The organism is Streptomyces sp. NPDC049585, from assembly GCF_040675615.1.
Lineage (GTDB): Bacteria > Actinomycetota > Actinomycetes > Streptomycetales > Streptomycetaceae > Streptomyces > Streptomyces luteosporeus.
Genome location: NZ_JBFAPE010000013.1, coordinates 124,224 through 140,772, shown reverse-complemented (window position 1 = coordinate 140,772; position 16,549 = coordinate 124,224). Strand labels below are relative to the sequence as shown.

Sequence of the window (16,549 nt, the reverse complement as noted above, 5' to 3'; positions counted from 1 at the left end):
AGGAACCGCCGGGGAACCGCCAATGAGTGACGGAGCCGCCCCGGAGATCTCTGACGCTCCGTCAGAAGGTTGTCGTCCGACGGTAGTGAGACCGGCCCGCGACGGCAAGGGCGATGGCGCGTTCCCTTGCCGGAGCGGCCTGCGCACCCCTTGTGCCCGGCGGTGGGGCTCGTAAGACTGCCAGGCGGAACTAGAACACGTACCAGGGTCTTTCCGGCGGATCGTGCCGTGCCCCGCAGCGGGAGTGCCGTGCATCAACTGCGGGCCGCCGGTGGCCGATCGCGCCCACGCGGCGGCAGCCGCAGATCGAACGCTGCCCCGTGCCCCTTACCGGGCACGAAACGATCCGCCGGACAGGCCCTCGTTGCCGGCCGGGGCGCCGGGACGCCCCGCGACGCTTAAGGAGCGAACGAGCCAATGGCCGCCGAACCCGTCATCGTCGAAGCCGTACGCACCCCGATCGGCAAGCGCGGAGGCACGCTCGCCAACCTCCACCCCGCCTACCTGCTGGGCGAGACCTACCGCGAGGTGCTCGCCCGCACCGGCATCCAGCCCGACTGCGTCGAGCAGATCGTCGGCGGCACCGTCACCCACGCCGGGGAACAGTCCATGAACCCCGCCCGCACCGCCTGGCTCGCCATGGGCCTGCCCTACGAGACCGCGGCCACCACCGTCGACGCCCAGTGCGCCTCCTCCCAGCAGGCCAACCACCTCGTCGCCAACATGATCGCGACCGGGGTCATCGACGTCGGCATCGCCTGCGGCGTGGAGGCCATGTCCCGCGTGCCGCTCGGCAGCGGCTCCAAGCACGGGCCGGGCAAGCCCTTCCCCGACGAGTGGAACGTCGATCTGCCCAACCAGTTCGAGGCCGCCGAACGCATCGCCCGCCGGCGCGGCCTGACCCGCGAACGCGTCGACGCCCTCGGCCTGCTCTCCCAGCAGCGGGCCGCCCGCGCCTGGGCCGAGGAGCGCTTCAAGCGCGAGACCTTCGCCGTCCAGGTGCCCACCACCGAGGAGGAACAGCTCGCCGGAGGCGGCATGTGGCGCTCGGTCGACCGCGACGAGGGGTTACGCGACACCACCCTGGAGGCCCTCGCCGGCCTCAAACCCGTCATGCCCACCGCCGTGCACACCGCCGGCAACTCCTCGCAGATATCCGACGGCGCCGCCGCCCTGATGTGGGCCTCCAAGCGCATGGCCCGCGCCCTGCGGCTGCGCCCCCGCGCCCGCATCGTCGCCCAGGCCCTCGTCGGCGCCGACCCGCACTTCCACCTCGACGGCCCCGTCGACGCCACCCGGGCCGTGCTCGGCAGGGCCGGCATGTCGCTGCGCGACATCGACCTCGTCGAGATCAACGAGGCCTTCGCCTCCGTGGTGCTCTCCTGGGCCCAGGTCTTCGACCAGGACCTCGACAAGGTCAACGTCAACGGCGGCGCCATCGCCCTCGGCCACCCCGTCGGCGCCACCGGCGCCCGCCTGATCACCACCGCCCTGCACGAACTCGAACGCCGCGACGGCGAATTCGCCCTCGTCACCATGTGCGCGGGCGGGGCACAGGCCGCGGCCACGATCATTCAGCGGCTGTGACGCGATCCCGCGGCGGGACCTCGGCGAACGCCACCGGCGCATCGAACGCCGCCCGCCGCGTCGCCCGGCGCAGCGCCCGCAGCACCGCCGGCCCCACCGTGAGCGTGGCCACCACCGTCACCACGGCCCGCGGCAGGTCCCAGCCCAGGGAGGTCGACAGGCAGTAGGCGGCGAAACGGGCCAGGTTGTCCGGCAGCGGATCACCCGGCACGAAGGAGATCCCCGAGGCCAGCGAGCCGATGTACGGCCAGCCCTGGAGGTTCATCACCGTGCCGTAGGCCACCGACGCCACCGCGCCGTACGCCGCCAGCAGCACCGTCTCCCGGCGGCCGCGCCACCGCTGCGCCCCCGGCAGCAGCCCCGCACCCATGGTCACCCAGCCCATGGCCAGCATCTGGAACGGCAACCACGGTCCCACCCCGCCGGTCAGCAGGGCCGAGGCGAACATCGACACCGAACCCAGCACGAACCCGAAGCCCGGCCCCAGCACCCGGCCCGAGAGCACCATCAGGAAGAACATCGGCTCGATGCCCGCGGTGCCCGCACCCAGCGGCCGCAGCGCCGCACCCGCCGCCGCCAGCACCCCCAGCATCGCCACCGCCTTCGCCTGCAGCCCGGTGTCGGCGACCGTCGCCACCACCACGGCCAGCAGCAACGGCAGCAGACCGGCGAACAGCCAGGGCGCATCCCCGGAATGCGCCAGCCCCGAACCGGGTGCGGCCAGCAGCGGCCAGCCGAAGGCGGCCACACCGACGGCCGTGACCAGGACCAGGGCGGCGACCGAGCGGGGGCCGAGCCGGACGGGACGGGTCACGACGCCTCCCCCTGCAGGGCCTTCTCCACCTGCGCCACCGTCAGCCACGGCTGGGGCGCCAGGATCTTCGCGACCTGCGGGGCGAATGCCGGCGAGGAGACCACGACCTGCGCCGTCGGCCCGTCGGCCACCACCTCGCCCTCCGCCAGGACCACCACCCGGTGCGCCACCTCGGCGGCCAGCTCCACGTCGTGCGTGGCCAGCACGATGGCGTGACCGGCCGCGGCCAGCCCGCGCAGATGCCCCACCAGACGAGCCTTCGCCGCGTAGTCCAGGCCGCGCGTCGGCTCGTCCAGGAGCAGCAGCGGCGGCCCGGCCGTGAGCACCACCGCCAGCACCAGCGCCAGCCGCTGCCCCTCCGACAGATCGCGCGGATGCACCTCGTCGGCCACCTCCGGCAGCAGCTCCGAGACCAGGGCCCGGCACGTGCCCGGCGCCGCCCCCGCGTCCTGATCGGCGGCCGCGCACTCCGCGGCCACCGTGTCCGCGTACAGCAGGTCCCGCGGGTCCTGCGGTACGAGACCGACGTGCCGCAACACCTCGCGCGCGGCCACCCGGCGCGGGTCCGCACCACCGACCCGCACCGTGCCGCGCTGCGGCTCGTGCAGGCCGGCCAGCGTGCGCAGCAGCGTGGACTTCCCGGCACCGTTGCGGCCCATCAGCGCCACCGTCTCCCCGGCGCCCACCGACAGCGTCACCTCGCGCAGGGCCGGCACGCGGCCCCGGCGCACGGCCACGCCCGTCACCTGCGCGGCGGGCGCCGCCTCCCCGGACGGCCGGGCCTTCCTCCGCCACGGGCGGCGGGGGCGGGGCACGGGCGCGGCCGCCTCCGGTGCGCTCACGGCGGGCGCGTACGGGGCCAGGCGCTCGCGCAGCCCGCCCGCCCGGCGGCGGGCGTCGCGCACCGTCAACGGCACCGGCGACCAGCCCGCGAGCCGGCCCAGCGCGACCACCGGGGGCCGGACCGGCGAGACCGCCATGACCTCCGCCGGAGTACCGGCCACCGCGGGCAGGCCCTGGCCCGGCAGCAGGATCACGCGGTCCGCGTACTGCACGACCCGCTCCAACCGGTGCTCGGCCAGCAGCACGGTGGTGCCCAGGTCGTGGACGAGGCGCTGCAGGACGGCCAGGACCTCCTCGGCCGCCGCCGGGTCCAGGGCGGACGTCGGCTCGTCCAGCACCAGCACCTCGGGGTGCGTGGTCAGGACCGAACCGATCGCCACACGCTGCTGCTGCCCGCCGGAGAGCTCGGCGATCGGCCGGTCCCGCAGGGCCGCCAGACCGAGGAGGTCCAAGGTCTCCTCGACCCGGCGGCGCATGGTGGCCGGCGGGACGCCGAGGGACTCCATGCCGTAGGCGAGCTCGTCCTCGACGGTGTCGGTCACGAAATGCGCCAGCGGATCCTGGCCCACGGTGCCGACGACGTCGGCGAGATCGCGCGGACGGTGCGTACGGGTGTCACGGCCCGCGACGGTCACCCTGCCGTGCAGGGTGCCGCCGCTGAAGTGCGGGACGAGACCGCTGACCGTACCGAGGAGGGTCGACTTGCCGACGCCGGAGGGGCCGACGAGCAGGCACAACTCCCCTTCGGGGACGGTGAGGTCGACACCGGCGAGGACGGGGCGGCTCGCGTCGGCGTAGGTGACCGAGACGTTCTCGAACCGGATCACTGCGTGGGCTCCTTGTCGCGGCGGTGCTGCCCGGTGGGCGAGGGGTGGTGCGGCCCGGTGGCCCGGTTTTTGCCCACCCTCCCCCAGCCACCGCTGGGAGGTGCCCCCATCGCCCTGCGGAACGATTGCCCACGAACCGGCTGGGTCGCCGGGGCGATCCACGCCGGCAGCAGCCCCAGCAGCAGACCCGCCGCCGGCCACAGCGGCAGCGTCGGGGCCGTCAGCGGGAACGCCGGCGGGTGCAGGGCTGTTGCCGGTTCGCGCGCCGCCGCCCAGATCGTCAGTGCCGCCACCGCCGCACCCGACGCCGCGACGAGCCAGGCCCGCGCGCCCCACCGGTCCGGCCGGTAGCGGGTGCGCAGCGTCCGGCGTCCGCCGAGCCACAGGCCCGCGAGGGCCAGCAGCACGCCCGTCACCAGCACCGGCACCCCGTACGCCGCTCCCGCGTCGGCCAGCAGGCCGTACGTTCCGGCGCAGACGGCGAGCAGGCCGCCGAGGGTGAGGGCGGTGGTGGTGCGCCGCAGCGTGGGCGGCACGTGTGCCGTGCGCCCGTAGCCGCGGGCGTCCATCGCCGCGGCCAGGGCGACGGACCGCTCCAGCGCGCCCTCCAGCACGGGCAGGCCGACCTGCAGCAGGGCCTTCAGGCCGCGGTCGGGCCGGCCGCGCAGCCGCCGGGCGGCCCGCAGCCGGCGGACGTCGGCGACGAGGTGGGGGGCGAAGGTCATGGCGACGACCACGGCCATGCCCGCCTCGTACAGCGCGCCCGGCAGGGACTTGAGCAGCCGGGCCGGGCTGGCGAGGGCGTTGGCGGCGCCCACGCAGACCAGCAGGGTGGCCAGTTTCAGCCCGTCGTACAGGGCGAAGAGCAGGGCCTCGGCGGTCACCCGGCCGCCCAGGCGCACCCCGCGCGCCCAGTGCGGCAGGGGCGCCTCGGGCAGGGTGAGGACGGTGTGCGTGCCGGGGATGGGCGAGCCGAGCACGACGGCGAAGACGAGCCGGATGACGACGACGGCGAGCCCGATCCGCAGGAACGCCCCGTAGGAGCGGGCCCAGGGGGCGTCGGTGCGCCGCACGGCGACGACGTAGCCGGCGACGGCGACGAGCAGGCCGAGCAGCAGCGGGTTCGTCGTGCGGGAGGCCGCGGTGGCCAGGCCCAGTGCCCATACCCACCACGCGCCCGGATGCAGTGCGGACGCGCGGTCGTGTCCGCGCATCATCCGTTGCGACGCCGCCGTGCCTGCCAGACCGCGGCGCCGCCGAGGACGACCACGGCGGCGATGCCCGCGATCAGGCCGGCGGAGGGGCCGCCGTCGTCGTCCTGCTGCCCGGCGGCGGGCGTCGCGGTGGACTTCGGCGCGTCCGTGGCCTGCTCGCCGACCTTCTCGCCGCAGCCGGACTTCGGGTAGCCGGCGATGGCGCACAGCAGGGCGTTGGAGTCGTAGCGCAGCGGCGGTGCGACCGCCGCCAGCGCGTCGGCGGCGCTCGCATCCTGCTTCACCTGGGCGCACGCGCTGTGGGCCGCCGGGGGCTCCACGGCGTTCGCGGCGTCGGCGGCCGTGCCGAAGTCGAGGACGACGGCGATGCGCTTGCTGCCCTCGCGCGCCGGTGTGGCGTCGCACACCGGCCCGAAGGCGGGCGCGGTGCGCGGCTTCGCGGCGTCGGAGGAGTCCTTGCTGACGGCGAAGCGGAAGCCGACGACGCTGCCGTCCGCGGGCCGGGCGGTGGCCGGGCCCTGCGTGGCGTACGTCCATTGGGTGCCGCCCGCCTGCCAGAAGGACCAGTAGCGGTAGCCGTCGGCGTGGGCGGGCGCCGCGCCGAGCACGGCGAGCACGCCGGCGAGCAGCGCGGCGGCCAGGGCTTTGGTGCTGCGCCCGGTCACGGCTGGTTCTTCTTCCTGCGGCCGCTGATGAGGAAGCCGACGCCGGTGCTGGCGAGGAAGAAGACGGCGACGATCCACCAGACGCCCATGCCCTTGCCGGAGTCCTTCTTCTTCTCGTCCTTCTTCTCCGGGGAGGCCGACCCGGTGGGCTGCTGCTTGGGGCCGGTCTCGTTCAGGGCGGTGACCAGGTCGGTGCCGCCGAAGGCGCGCGGGTCGGCGCCGGCGGCGTGCGCGGCGAGGACGAGCTTGGCGAGGCGGCCGGGGTTGCCCTTGGCCCACTCGGCGGCCTTGGCGTCGGCGGACTGCAGCCACGTCAGGGGCTTTCCGGCCGCCGCGCGGTGGCCGCCGGCGGCCAGGGCGAGGGTGGCGTCGGCGGTGGTGCCCAGGTCCGGGCCCTCGGGGGCGCCGGGCATGGCGGACTTCAGGTAGCCGCCGTTGGCCTCCGTCTTCCGCGCCAGGTACGCGGCGACGGCCTCGGCGCCGGCCGGCGCGTCCTGGGGCCGCGCGGAGGTGTCGCCGTCGGCGCACTCCAGGGGCTTGAGGGGCTTGTCGGCCGGCTTGGCGTCCTTGGTGTCCTTGGCGGGGGTGCCGGCGAGGTAGCCCTTGCCGAGCATGCCGAGGGCGGCCGCGGCGGAGGCGAGGTCGTTGGGCGCGAAGGTGCCGCGCTCGTCCTCGTTCTTGTCGCAGCCGGCCTGCAGGGCGAGCAGTGCGTCGTAGGGGCTCCTGCCGCTCCTGGCCGTCGCCTTGGCGACGTCCTTGCCGGCGGCGGCGAGCGCGCCGATCGCGCTGGAGGTGGAGTTGGCGTCGGTGGGGTTGCCGGGGGCCATGCCCCAGCCGCCGTCCTCGTTCTGGTGGGCGGTGAGCCAGGTCATGGCCTTGGCCACGGCCTGCTCGTTGCCGCCGGTGGCGGCGAGGGCCTGGACGGCGGTGGCGGTGGCGTCGGTGAACTCGCCGGCCTTGGCGTCGCACGCCCGGCCGGTGTCGGCGCGGTACGCGGCGAAGCCGCCGTCGGCGCACTGCTGGCCGGCGAGCCACCGCACGGCCTGCGGGGCCGGGGTCACGCCGGTGGCGTGCTGGGCGAGCAGGGCGAGCGACTGCCGGAAGACGCCGTCGTACTGGGGGTCGCCGGTGCCGAAGAGGCCGGGGGCCACCGGGGCGGCCGCCGGGGCGGGGGAGCCGCCGTCGGCCAGGGCCGCGGGGGCGGCCAGCGCGCTCAGGACGGCGGCGGTGGCCAGGGTCGCGGCGGCGCGGCGCACGCGGGCGGCGGGGGAGGGGGCCATGGTGGTGCCTCTCGGTCTGTTCAGTCGGCCGGGTGGCGGCGCTTCCGGTAGGGGACGACCACTCTATCCGGCCCCTTACCGAGCACTGATATCGACATATTCGCCCCCTTTGCCGACCCGGCCCGCGCCCCGGCTGCCCGGCACCTCCATTGCCCCGTCCCCCGGCAGCTGCTATCAGCACAGAGACGCACAACTGATGCTCCGTCAGAAATATGGGACACACGCTCCGGGAGGCGACCGCGATGGCCGACATCGTCGAGCACGGACAGCTCTTCATCGGCGGCACCCTCGCCGACCCGGCCCCCGCCCCGCCCGGCCGGGGGGCGGCCGTCATCGAGGTCCGCTCGCCGCACACCGAGGCCGTCATCGGCCGCGTCCCCCACGCCTCGCCCGCCGACGTGGACCGGGCGGTCGACGCCGCCCGGCGGGCCTTCGACTCCGGCGTGTGGTCGGGGCTGCCGCTCGCCGAGCGCATCGAGGTCGTCACCCGCATCAAGGACGGCATCGCCGCCCGGCACGAGGAGATCGCCCGGCTGATCTCCGCCCAGAACGGCTCCCCCTACTCCTGGAGCGTCCTCGCCCAGGCCCTCGGCGCCGTCATGGTCTGGGACGCGGCGATCACCACCGCCCGCGACTTCCCGCACGAGGAGCGCCGCGCCGGCCTCCTCGGGCCGCTGCTCGTGCGCCGGGAGCCGGTCGGCGTCGTGGCGGCCGTCGCGCCCTGGAACGTGCCGCAGTTCGTGGCGGCCGCCAAGCTCGCGCCCGCCCTGCTGGCCGGCTGCTCGGTGGTGCTCAAGCCCGCGCCGGAGACCCCGCTGGACGCGTACGTGCTCGCCGACGTCGTCGCCGGCGCCGGCCTGCCCGAGGGGGTGCTGTCGATCCTGCCGGCCGGCCGGGGGACGGGCGAGTACCTCGTCGGCCACCCCGGCGTCGACAAGGTCTCCTTCACCGGCTCTGTCGCGGCCGGCAAGCGCGTCATGGAGGTCGCCGCCCGCCACCTGACCCGCGTCACCCTCGAACTCGGCGGCAAGTCCGCCGCGATCGTGCTGCCCGACGCCGACCTCGACGCCGCCGTCGCCGGCATCGTCCCCGCCGCCTGGATGAACAACGGCCAGGCGTGCGTCGCCCAGACCCGGGTGCTCGCCCCGCGCTCCCACTACGCCGAGGTCGCCGAGCGCCTGGCGGCCGCGGCGGACGCGCTCGTCGTCGGCGACCCGCTCGACCCCGCCACCGAGGTCGGCCCGCTGGTCGCCCGGCGCCAGCGCGACCGCTCGCTGGAGTACATCGCGCTCGCCCGCCGCGAGGGTGCCACCGTCCTGGCCGGCGGCGGCCGCCCCGGCGGGCGCACCACCGGCTGGTACGTGGAGCCCACCCTCCTCGGCGACGTCGACAACGCCATGCGCGTCGCCCGCGAGGAGATCTTCGGCCCGGTCGTGTGCCTGCTGCCCTACGACGACGAGGAGGAGGCGGTGCGCATCGCCGACGACTCCGACTACGGCCTGTCCGGCAGCGTGTGGACCCGCGACGTCGAGCGCGGCATCGCCATCGCCCGCCGGGTGCGCACCGGCACGTACTCCGTGAACACCTTCAGCCTCGACATGACCGGGCCCTTCGGCGGCTACAAGGACTCCGGCCTCGGCCGGGAGTTCGGGCCCGAGGGGTACACGGAGTACCTGGAGCAGAAGACCATCCACCTGCCCCGCGAGCACGGCGCCGGGGACGGCCGGTGAGCGAGGGCGCGCGCTGGCGGGTGAGCGTCGACCGGAGCCTGTGCGTGGGCTCCGGGCAGTGCGCGGCGGCCGCACCCGGCGCCTTCCGGCTGGACGCGGTCCGGCAGTCGCACCCCGTGACGGAGGAGACCGCCGCCCGCGCGGAGGTGTGGGAGGCCGCCGAGAACTGCCCCGCCGAGGCCGTGACCATCCGCCTGTGCGCCACCGGGGAGGTGCTCTTCCCCCCTCCCGAGTGAGGGCCTGCCCCAGGGTGTTCGACCTGGTCCGGACATATATTTACGCGTGCGTTCTGCACGGGATGTTCATGACACGCGTGACTGTCCCGGCCCCCTCCCGCGGTGGAACTCTCTTCCCGTCCGCAGCAGGCAGCAGAGGGGGGCCGATGGAGAAGCGGTACGAGGTCTACTGCCTGGCCGACCGCGAGTTCTACGACGTCCCCGACGCGAGCGGCGCACCGGCCGCCCGCACGGCCCCGTACGAGACCGCCCGCCGGCCCGTGCCCGCCGGCTGGCGCAGCGCCCGCAGCGGCGACTGGCTCCACCTGACGCCCGCCGACACCTCCGGGCAGCCCGCGCAGGGCTGGAAGATCCACGTCTCCACCACCGCCGAGGGCGCCGAGAAGACCGCGGCCGCCGTGTGGGACTACTGCGTGCCGCGCGGCATCCCGTTCAAGTTCGTGCCCGCGCCCCACCTGCTGCACCTGCGCAACAGCAAGTACGCACCGCGCGACGGCAGCGGGAAGTTCGTCACCGTCTACCCGGCCGACGAGACGCAGTTGCACACCGTCCTCACCGAACTGCACGAGATCCTCGGCGGCCTGCCCGGCCCGTACATCCTGACCGACCTGCGCTGGCACGAGGGCCCGCTGTACGTGCGCTACGGCGCCTTCGCCCGCCGCTACTGCACCGACGCCAAGGGCGCCCTCGTGCCCGCCGTCGAGGACCCCACCGGCACCCTCGTGCCCGACCTGCGCAACCCCGCCTTCCAGACGCCCGAGTGGGTCACCCTGCCCGCCTTCCTGGCACCCCACCTGGCCGCCCGCAACGCCACCACCGTCACCGACCTGCCCTACCGCATCGAGAAGGCCCTGCACTTCTCCAACGGCGGAGGCGTCTACCGCGGCACCGACACCCGCGACGGCAGCGCGGTCGTCCTCAAGGAAGGCCGCCCGCACGCCGGGCTTGCCGCCGACGGCGCCGACGCCGTCATGCGCCTGGAGCGCGAACGCGACGCGCTGCGCAGCCTCGCCGGCAGCGGCGTCGCCCCCGGCCTGCGCGACTGGCTCACCGTCGGCGACCACCGCTTCCTCGTCATGGACTTCGTCGAGGGCCGGCCCCTGAACTCCTTCTTCGCCGAACGCCACCCCCTGCTCGCCCCCGAGACCGACCCGGCCGCCCTCGCCGCATACACCGCATGGGCCCTGCGCATCCACCGGGCCGTCGAGGACGCCGTCGCCCGCGTGCACGAGCGAGGCGTGGTCTTCAACGACCTGCACATGTTCAACATCCTCGTCGCCCCCGACGAACAGAGCGTCACCCTCATCGACTTCGAGGCCGCGGCACCGGCCGACGAGCACGGCCGCCAGGTCGTCGCCCACCCCGGCTTCGTCGCCCCGCCCGACCGCACCGGCACCGCCGTCGACCGCTACGCCCTGGCCTGCCTGCGCCTGGCACTGTTCCTGCCGATCACCACGCTGCTGACCGTCGACCGCGGCAAGGCCGCCCACCTCGCCGACACCATCGCCGCACACTTCCCCGCCGTGCCACGGGAATTCCTCGACGAGGCCGTCGCCGAGATCACCGGCACGCCGCCCACCCGCCCCGCACCCGGCCCCCGGCCCCGCTACGCCGGCCTGCCCGAGCCGCAGCAGTGGCCCGCCGCCCGCGACTCCCTCGTGCGGGCCGTCCTCGCCTCCGCCACACCCGGCCGGGACGACCGCCTCTACCCCGGCGACATCGCCCAGTTCGCCGACGGCGGCGGCCTGGGCCTGGCCCACGGCGCCTCCGGAGTGCTCTACGCCCTCGCCGCGGCCGGCGCCGGCCGCCACGAGGCCGGCGAACAATGGCTGCTGCGGCACACCGACCCCGTACCGCCCGGCACCCCCCTCGGCCTGTACGACGGCATCGCCGGCGCCGCCCTCGCCCTGCACCGCCTCGGCCACACCGCCCGCGCCCACGACCTCGCCGGTGCGATCCTCGCCGAACAGTGGCAGCGACTCGGCCCCGGCCTGCACGGCGGCCTGGCCGGCGTCGGCCTGCTCCTCGACGAGCTCGCCACCGCCACCGACGACGCCCACCTGCACGCCTGCGCCCGCGAAGCGGCCCGCGCCGCCGCCCGCAAGCTCGCCGAACCCGCCACCGGGCGGCGCCGCGCCGGGCTCCTGCACGGCGCCACCGGCCCCGCCCTGCTCTTCCTGCGGCTGCACGAGCGCACCGGCGACCCCGCCCTCCTCGACCTCGCCGGCACCGCCCTGCGCACCGACCTCGCCTCCTGCGTGCGCACCCCCATCGGCTCCCTCGACGTCGACGAGGGCTGGCGCACCATGCCCTACCTCGGCGACGGCAGCGTCGGCATCGGCGCGGTGCTCGACGACTTCCTCGCCCACCGCCCCGCGGACGCCGACGAGGACCTCCGCGAGGCCCGCGACCGCATCCTTGTCGCCGCCCGCTCCCGCTTCTACGCCCAGCCCGGGCTCCTCCAGGGCCGCGCCGGCATGGTCTGGCACCTCGCCCGCACCACCGCGCCCGGCGCGACGGAGGCGGACCTCACCGCCCAAGTGGCCGCCATGGACTGGTACGCGATGCCCTACCGCGGCGAACTCGCCTTCCCCGGGCACCAGATGATGCGGCTGTCCATGGACCTCGCCACCGGAGGCGCGGGCATCCTGCTCGCCCTCGCGGCCGCCCACGGCGAACCCACCGCCGGGCTGCCCTTCCTGCCCCTTCCGGGGCCCCAGAGCCGGCCCCACCGCGCCTGCGGCGCAGTGGAGTCGTAACCCACACAGCAATCCCGTCCCCACGAAAGGAAGAACCATGGCACTCCTCGACCTGCAGAGCCTGGAGTCCGACGAGCTGTCGCACGACGGCGGCCACGGCGGCGGCAGCAACGCGAGCCTGCTCCTGTGCTGGAGCACGGCCAGCACCGTCCTGTGCCTGTGACCCACGCTCGCGGGTGACCGCACCTGGTGGGCCCTCCCCCGAGGAGGGCCCACCCCGCCCTTGTCGGGAGGAACCCGCATGGCCGGCACGGCCACCCTGCGCGCCGCCGTGAGGCACAGCGCCGGCCGCACCCTCGCCCTCGCCGCGGCCACCACCGCGAGCACCGGCGCGGCCCTGCTCCTGCCGGCCGCCCTCGGCCACGCCCTCGACCTGCTGCTCGCCGCGCGCCATGACGCCGGGCGATGGGTCCTGCTGTGCGCCGCCCTCATCACCGCCTGCGCCGTCCTCGACGCTGCCGGCGACCTCCTCACCGCCACCACCACCTCGCGCACCACGGCCTGGCTGCGCCGCGACGCCCTCGACCACGCCCTGGCCGCGGGCCCCCGCACCACCGCCCGCATCCCCGCCGGCGACCTCGTCACCCGCCTCGTCGGCAACGCCGCCCACGCCGGCGCCGCACCCGCCTCCCTCGCCGGCACCCTCCCCGCCGTCGCCGGGCCGCTCGGCGGCATCGTGGCGCTCGGCCTCATCGACTACCGCCTCGCCCTGGTCTTCCTCGCCGGCGCCCCCCTCCTGGCGCTGCTGCTGCGCGCCTTCGCCCGCGCCTCCGCCGACACCCTCACCGGCTACCAGCGCGACCAGGGCGAACTCGCCGGCCGGCTCATGGAGGCCGCCGGCGGCGTACGGACCATCGCCGCCGCCGGCACCGCCGCCCGCGAACGCGACCGCATCCTCGAACCGCTCGCCGGCCTCTCCCGGCACGGCCACCGCATGTGGCGCGTACAGGGCCGCTCCACCGCGCAGGCCGGTGTCCTCGTCCCCCTGCTGCAGATCGCCGTCCTCGCCGTCGCCGGACTCCGACTCGCGCAAGAGGCACTCAGCGTCGGCGACGTGCTCGCCGCGGCGCGGTACGCGGCGCTCGCCACGGGAGTGGGCGCGCTGGTGGGCCGCGTCAACACCCTCGTCCACAGCCGCACCGCGGCCGCACGCATCGCCGAGGTGCGCTCCCTCGAACCCCTCGCCTACGGCACGCGGCGCTGCCGCCGCGACGGCGACGGCACGCTGCGCCTGCGCGGCGTGAGCGTCGAACGCGGCGGACGCCGGGTGCTGCAGGACATCGACCTGGACGTGCCCGGCGGCACGACCACCGCCGTCGTCGGACGATCGGGCACCGGCAAGTCCCTGCTGGCGGCGGTGGCCGGCCGCCTGACCGACCCCACGACCGGGGACGTCACCCTGGACGGCATCCCGCTGCGCGAACTCGCCCACGACGAACTGCGGCGCGCGGTGGGGTACGCGTTCGAGCGCCCGGCGCTGCTGGGGGAGACGATCGGCGACACGATCGCCCTCGGGGCGTACGCGCCCCCGCCGGAGGAGGTCGTCGCGGCCGCGCGGGCCGCCTGCGCGGACGACTTCGTCCGGCGACTGCCGGCGGGGTACGCGACGCGGTGCGACCGGGCGCCGCTGTCCGGGGGCGAGGCCCAACGCCTCGGCCTGGCCCGGGCCTTCGCCCACGCGGGCCGGGTACTCGTCCTGGACGACGCGACGTCGAGCCTGGACTCGGTGACGGAACGCCGCGTGGGCGCCGCACTGCTGGACGGAACGGTGGCGGCGCCCACCCGCCTGGTGATAGCCCACCGCAGCGCGACGGCGGCCCGCGCCGACCGCGTGGCCTGGCTGGACGACGGGCGCGTCCGCGCCGTGGGCACGCACGAGGAATTGTGGCGGCGCGAGCACGAGTACCGAGCGGTTTTCGGTGGGTGAGGGGGCGCTGCCCGGTGGGGCCCAGGGTCCGCGGCTCCCGGCAACCGGGCCCGGGACGCGGCCCGGCGGGGCCCAGGGGCCGCAGCCCCGGCGACCAGGCCCGGGGTACAGCCCCCGGCGACCAGGCCCGGGGCGCTGCCCCGTGGGGGTCCAGGGGGCGGAGCCCCCGGTGGGGGTGCGGGGGCGGAGCCCCCGTGAACCTCCTCCCCCCCGGCCGTAGGCCGGGGGCGGGGGTGCGAGGGGGCGGAGCCCCTTCGGGAACGGTGGAAGGGCGGGGTCGGGGAGAGGACACAGCAGTGGCAGCACTCCGGTACATCGCACGGCACCGCCGCCCCCTCGCGGCCCTCGCCGCCTGGTCGGCCGTCGAGGCCCTGCACACCTTCGCCACCGGCTACGCCCTGGCCAGGGCCCTGGATGCCGGGTTCCTCGCGGGAGCGCCCCGCACGGGCCTCGCCTGGCTCGCCGTCGCCGCGCTCGCCGTCGTCGTCGGCGCCTTCGGGACCGCCCGTACGTACCGCGGCATCGCCGCCCTCGTCGAGCCGCTGCGCGACACCCTCGTGCGCCGCGTCGTCACGCGCGCCCTGGTCGACGGTGACGGCGGTGCCGTCTCCCGTCTGACGCACCAGGTGGAGATCGCCCGGGACACCTTCGCGGGTCTGCTGATGGTGACGCGGTCGTTCGTCTTCACCGCGGCCGGGGCCCTGGCGGGTCTGTTCCTGCTGGCGCCGGTGCTGCTGGCGGTCGTCGTACCGCCACTGCTGCTGGGGCTGGCCCTGTTCGTGGCGACGCTGCGCCCGCTCGCCCGCCGCCAGGAGGCGTACCTGGCCGCCGACGAGGCGCTGGCCAAGGAGCTCGGCCTGCTGGCGGCCGGGCTGCGGGACGTCGCCGCCGCCGGCGCGGAGCAGGTCGTGCGCGAGGGCGCGGGCGCCCGCATCGAGCAGGGGCGGCGCACGGCGGACGCCCTGGCGCGCTGGTCGCTGGCGCGCGCCGGGGCGTTGGCCGTCGCGGGGCGCCTGCCCGTCGTACCGCTGCTGGCCGCCGCCCCCTGGCTGCTGGGTCACGGCGTCTCGCCGGGCGCCCTGGTCGGCGCGCTGACGTATCTGACGCAGTCCCTGCTGCCGGCTCTGCAGGGCCTGGTGCACGGCCTGGGCACGAGTGGTTCACGGTTCCTGGTGGTGTTGCGCCGGCTGGCCGCCGCGCCGCCGGGACCCGAGCAGGGGCGGCCCGTCCCCCCGAGTCCGTCGGCACCCGCCCTGGAGCTGCGCGGGGTGACCTTCGGCTACGGCGCGCACGCCGATCCCGTCCTGCGGGAGGTGGACCTGACGCTGCCGGCCGGCGGCCGGCTGGTGGTGGTCGGTCCCAGCGGGGCCGGGAAGTCCACGCTGGCGGGGCTGCTGGCGGGCCTGTTGCAGCCGTGGTCGGGCGAGGTGCGGGTGGCGGGCGTGCCCGCCGGCAGTGCGGGAGCGCCCGCGCGCCGGGTGCTGATCCCGCAGGAGGCGTACGTCTTCTCCGGCACCCTCGGCGCCAACTTCCGCTACCTGCGCGAGGACGCGGTGCCGCAGGCGGAGGTCACCGCCGCGGTCCGGGCGATCGGGGCGGAGGCGCTGGTGCGCCGGCTGGGCGGGCTGGACGCCCCCGTGGTGCCGGGGGAGCTGTCGGCGGGGGAGCGGCAACTGGTCGCGCTGGTGCGCGCGTACCTCTCGCCGGCCCCCGTGGCGCTGCTGGACGAGGCGACCTGCCACCTGGACCCCGCGGCCGAGGAGCGCGTGGAGCGCGCCTTCGCGGCGCGCCCCGGCGGCAGCGTGGTGGTCGTCGCGCACCGTGCGGGCTCCGCCCGCCGCGCGGAGAAGGTGCTGGTGATGGACGGTCCCGGCACGGTGAGCGGTACGCACGAGGAGCTGCTGGCGCGTTCGGCGCTGTACCGGGACCTGGTGGGGGCGGGCGGGGGCTCACACCCAGCCGGCGCAGCGGGAGATGCGGATGGCGTCGACGCGGTTGCGGGCCCCGGTCTTGCGGGTGATGGCGGCCATGTAGTTGCGCACGGTTCCGTTCGACAGGTGCAGGCTGCGGGCGATCTCGCCGACGGAGGCGCCCTCGGCGGCCAGTGACAGCACGCTCAGTTCGCGGCGGGTGAGGGGGATCTCGGCGGCCTGAAGGAAGTTGAAGCCGAGCGTCTCGTCGATGTAGCGCTCGCCTTTGGCGACGCGGCGTATGGCGTCGACGAGTCTGTCGGGTGAAGCGTTTTTGCTCAGGTATCCCAAGGCCCCCAACTCGTAGGCCCGGCGCAGCGGTCCCGGCCGCCCGGCGCTCACCAGGGCGAGCAGGGCGCCCCCGGGCCGCCCCGCATCTCCCCCGTTGCCCCGGGGGTCCTCCCGGCCCTCGCACCACCCCCCGCCTCTGGGGGGCGTGCCCGCCGCGTCCGTGTCGGGGCTGTCCATGTCGACCACGCACACCTCCGGCAGCAGGGCGCGGGAGGTGGCGAGGGCCCCGCGCCAGGACGCCGAGGAGACCTCGAGGTCCGGCTCTCTGCCGAGCCAGGCCGCCAGGGCCGTGCGCAGCAGATAGGTGTCGTGTACGAGCAGAACGCGTGTCACGTTTCGCCTCTCCCGCTCCGTGTAGCGAACCACTTGGGGCCACCCGTCGATAAATTCATACCGGCGGAGTCGC

The 16,549-nt window shown here is 76.0% G+C and carries 12 protein-coding genes and 1 pseudogene; 7 read left to right on the top strand and 6 right to left on the bottom strand.

The window, feature by feature from the left end:
* The first annotated feature begins 417 nt into the window (after window positions 1–417).
* Window positions 418–1,587 (top strand): steroid 3-ketoacyl-CoA thiolase, encoded by a 1,170-nt coding sequence (locus AB0K17_RS16335; protein ID WP_365965396.1) that lies wholly within the window; start codon window positions 418–420, stop codon window positions 1,585–1,587.
* Here AB0K17_RS16335 and AB0K17_RS16330 read toward each other — a convergent pair.
* From AB0K17_RS16330 to AB0K17_RS16310, 5 genes are read right to left on the bottom strand one after another with little or no spacing between them, the layout of a single operon-like run.
* Window positions 1,571–2,449 (bottom strand): ECF transporter S component, encoded by an 879-nt coding sequence (locus tag AB0K17_RS16330; protein ID WP_365965397.1) that lies wholly within the window; start codon window positions 2,447–2,449, stop codon window positions 1,571–1,573. The two genes, AB0K17_RS16335 and AB0K17_RS16330, sit on opposite strands and share 17 nt — an antisense overlap.
* Window positions 2,398–4,071, bottom strand: a complete 1,674-nt coding sequence (locus AB0K17_RS16325; protein ID WP_365965398.1) for an ATP-binding cassette domain-containing protein — start codon at window positions 4,069–4,071, stop codon at window positions 2,398–2,400. Before AB0K17_RS16325 ends, AB0K17_RS16330 begins: the two co-directional genes overlap by 52 nt.
* Entirely contained in the window at window positions 4,068–5,288 is a 1,221-nt protein-coding gene (locus AB0K17_RS16320) for a CbiQ family ECF transporter T component (protein ID WP_365965399.1), read from the bottom strand. Before AB0K17_RS16320 ends, AB0K17_RS16325 begins: the two co-directional genes overlap by 4 nt.
* Window positions 5,285–5,950, bottom strand: a complete 666-nt coding sequence (locus tag AB0K17_RS16315) for an SCO2322 family protein (RefSeq protein ID WP_365965400.1) — start codon at window positions 5,948–5,950, stop codon at window positions 5,285–5,287. Before AB0K17_RS16315 ends, AB0K17_RS16320 begins: the two co-directional genes overlap by 4 nt.
* Window positions 5,947–7,230, bottom strand: a complete 1,284-nt coding sequence (locus tag AB0K17_RS16310; RefSeq protein ID WP_365965401.1) for a prenyltransferase/squalene oxidase repeat-containing protein — start codon at window positions 7,228–7,230, stop codon at window positions 5,947–5,949. Before AB0K17_RS16310 ends, AB0K17_RS16315 begins: the two co-directional genes overlap by 4 nt.
* 242 nt (window positions 7,231–7,472) lie before the next feature.
* Here AB0K17_RS16310 and AB0K17_RS16305 point away from each other — a divergent pair, with 242 nt between their 5' ends.
* The 6 genes from AB0K17_RS16305 to AB0K17_RS16280 all read left to right on the top strand — a co-directional run bounded on the left by AB0K17_RS16305 (window position 7,473) and on the right by AB0K17_RS16280 (window position 15,990).
* Window positions 7,473–8,960, top strand: coding sequence for an aldehyde dehydrogenase (locus tag AB0K17_RS16305; RefSeq protein ID WP_365965558.1), 1,488 nt, complete (start codon window positions 7,473–7,475; stop codon window positions 8,958–8,960).
* Window positions 8,957–9,196 (top strand): ferredoxin, encoded by a 240-nt coding sequence (locus AB0K17_RS16300; protein WP_365965402.1) that lies wholly within the window; start codon window positions 8,957–8,959, stop codon window positions 9,194–9,196. The genes AB0K17_RS16305 and AB0K17_RS16300 overlap by 4 nt, the downstream gene beginning before the upstream one ends.
* Before the next feature lie 146 nt (window positions 9,197–9,342).
* Window positions 9,343–11,955 (top strand): class III lanthionine synthetase LanKC, encoded by a 2,613-nt coding sequence (gene lanKC / locus AB0K17_RS16295; RefSeq protein WP_365965403.1) that lies wholly within the window; start codon window positions 9,343–9,345, stop codon window positions 11,953–11,955.
* Between the two features lie 37 nt (window positions 11,956–11,992).
* Window positions 11,993–12,118: a SapB/AmfS family lanthipeptide gene (locus AB0K17_RS16290; protein ID WP_365965404.1), complete on the top strand. Its 126-nt coding sequence runs from the start codon at window positions 11,993–11,995 to the stop codon at window positions 12,116–12,118.
* Window positions 12,119–12,196: 78 nt separating this feature from the next.
* The gene (locus AB0K17_RS16285) at window positions 12,197–13,882 is read left to right on the top strand and encodes an ABC transporter ATP-binding protein (protein WP_365983298.1); all 1,686 of its coding nucleotides are present in this window, start codon (window positions 12,197–12,199) and stop codon (window positions 13,880–13,882) included.
* A gap of 296 nt (window positions 13,883–14,178) precedes the next feature.
* Window positions 14,179–15,990, top strand: coding sequence for an ABC transporter ATP-binding protein (locus AB0K17_RS16280; protein ID WP_365983297.1), 1,812 nt, complete (start codon window positions 14,179–14,181; stop codon window positions 15,988–15,990).
* Here AB0K17_RS16280 and AB0K17_RS16275 read toward each other — a convergent pair.
* Window positions 15,916–16,320, bottom strand: a pseudogene (locus tag AB0K17_RS16275) (response regulator transcription factor); the annotation flags it as partial. The gene AB0K17_RS16280 and the pseudogene AB0K17_RS16275 sit on opposite strands and share 75 nt — an antisense overlap.
* Window positions 16,321–16,549: the final 229 nt, after the last annotated feature.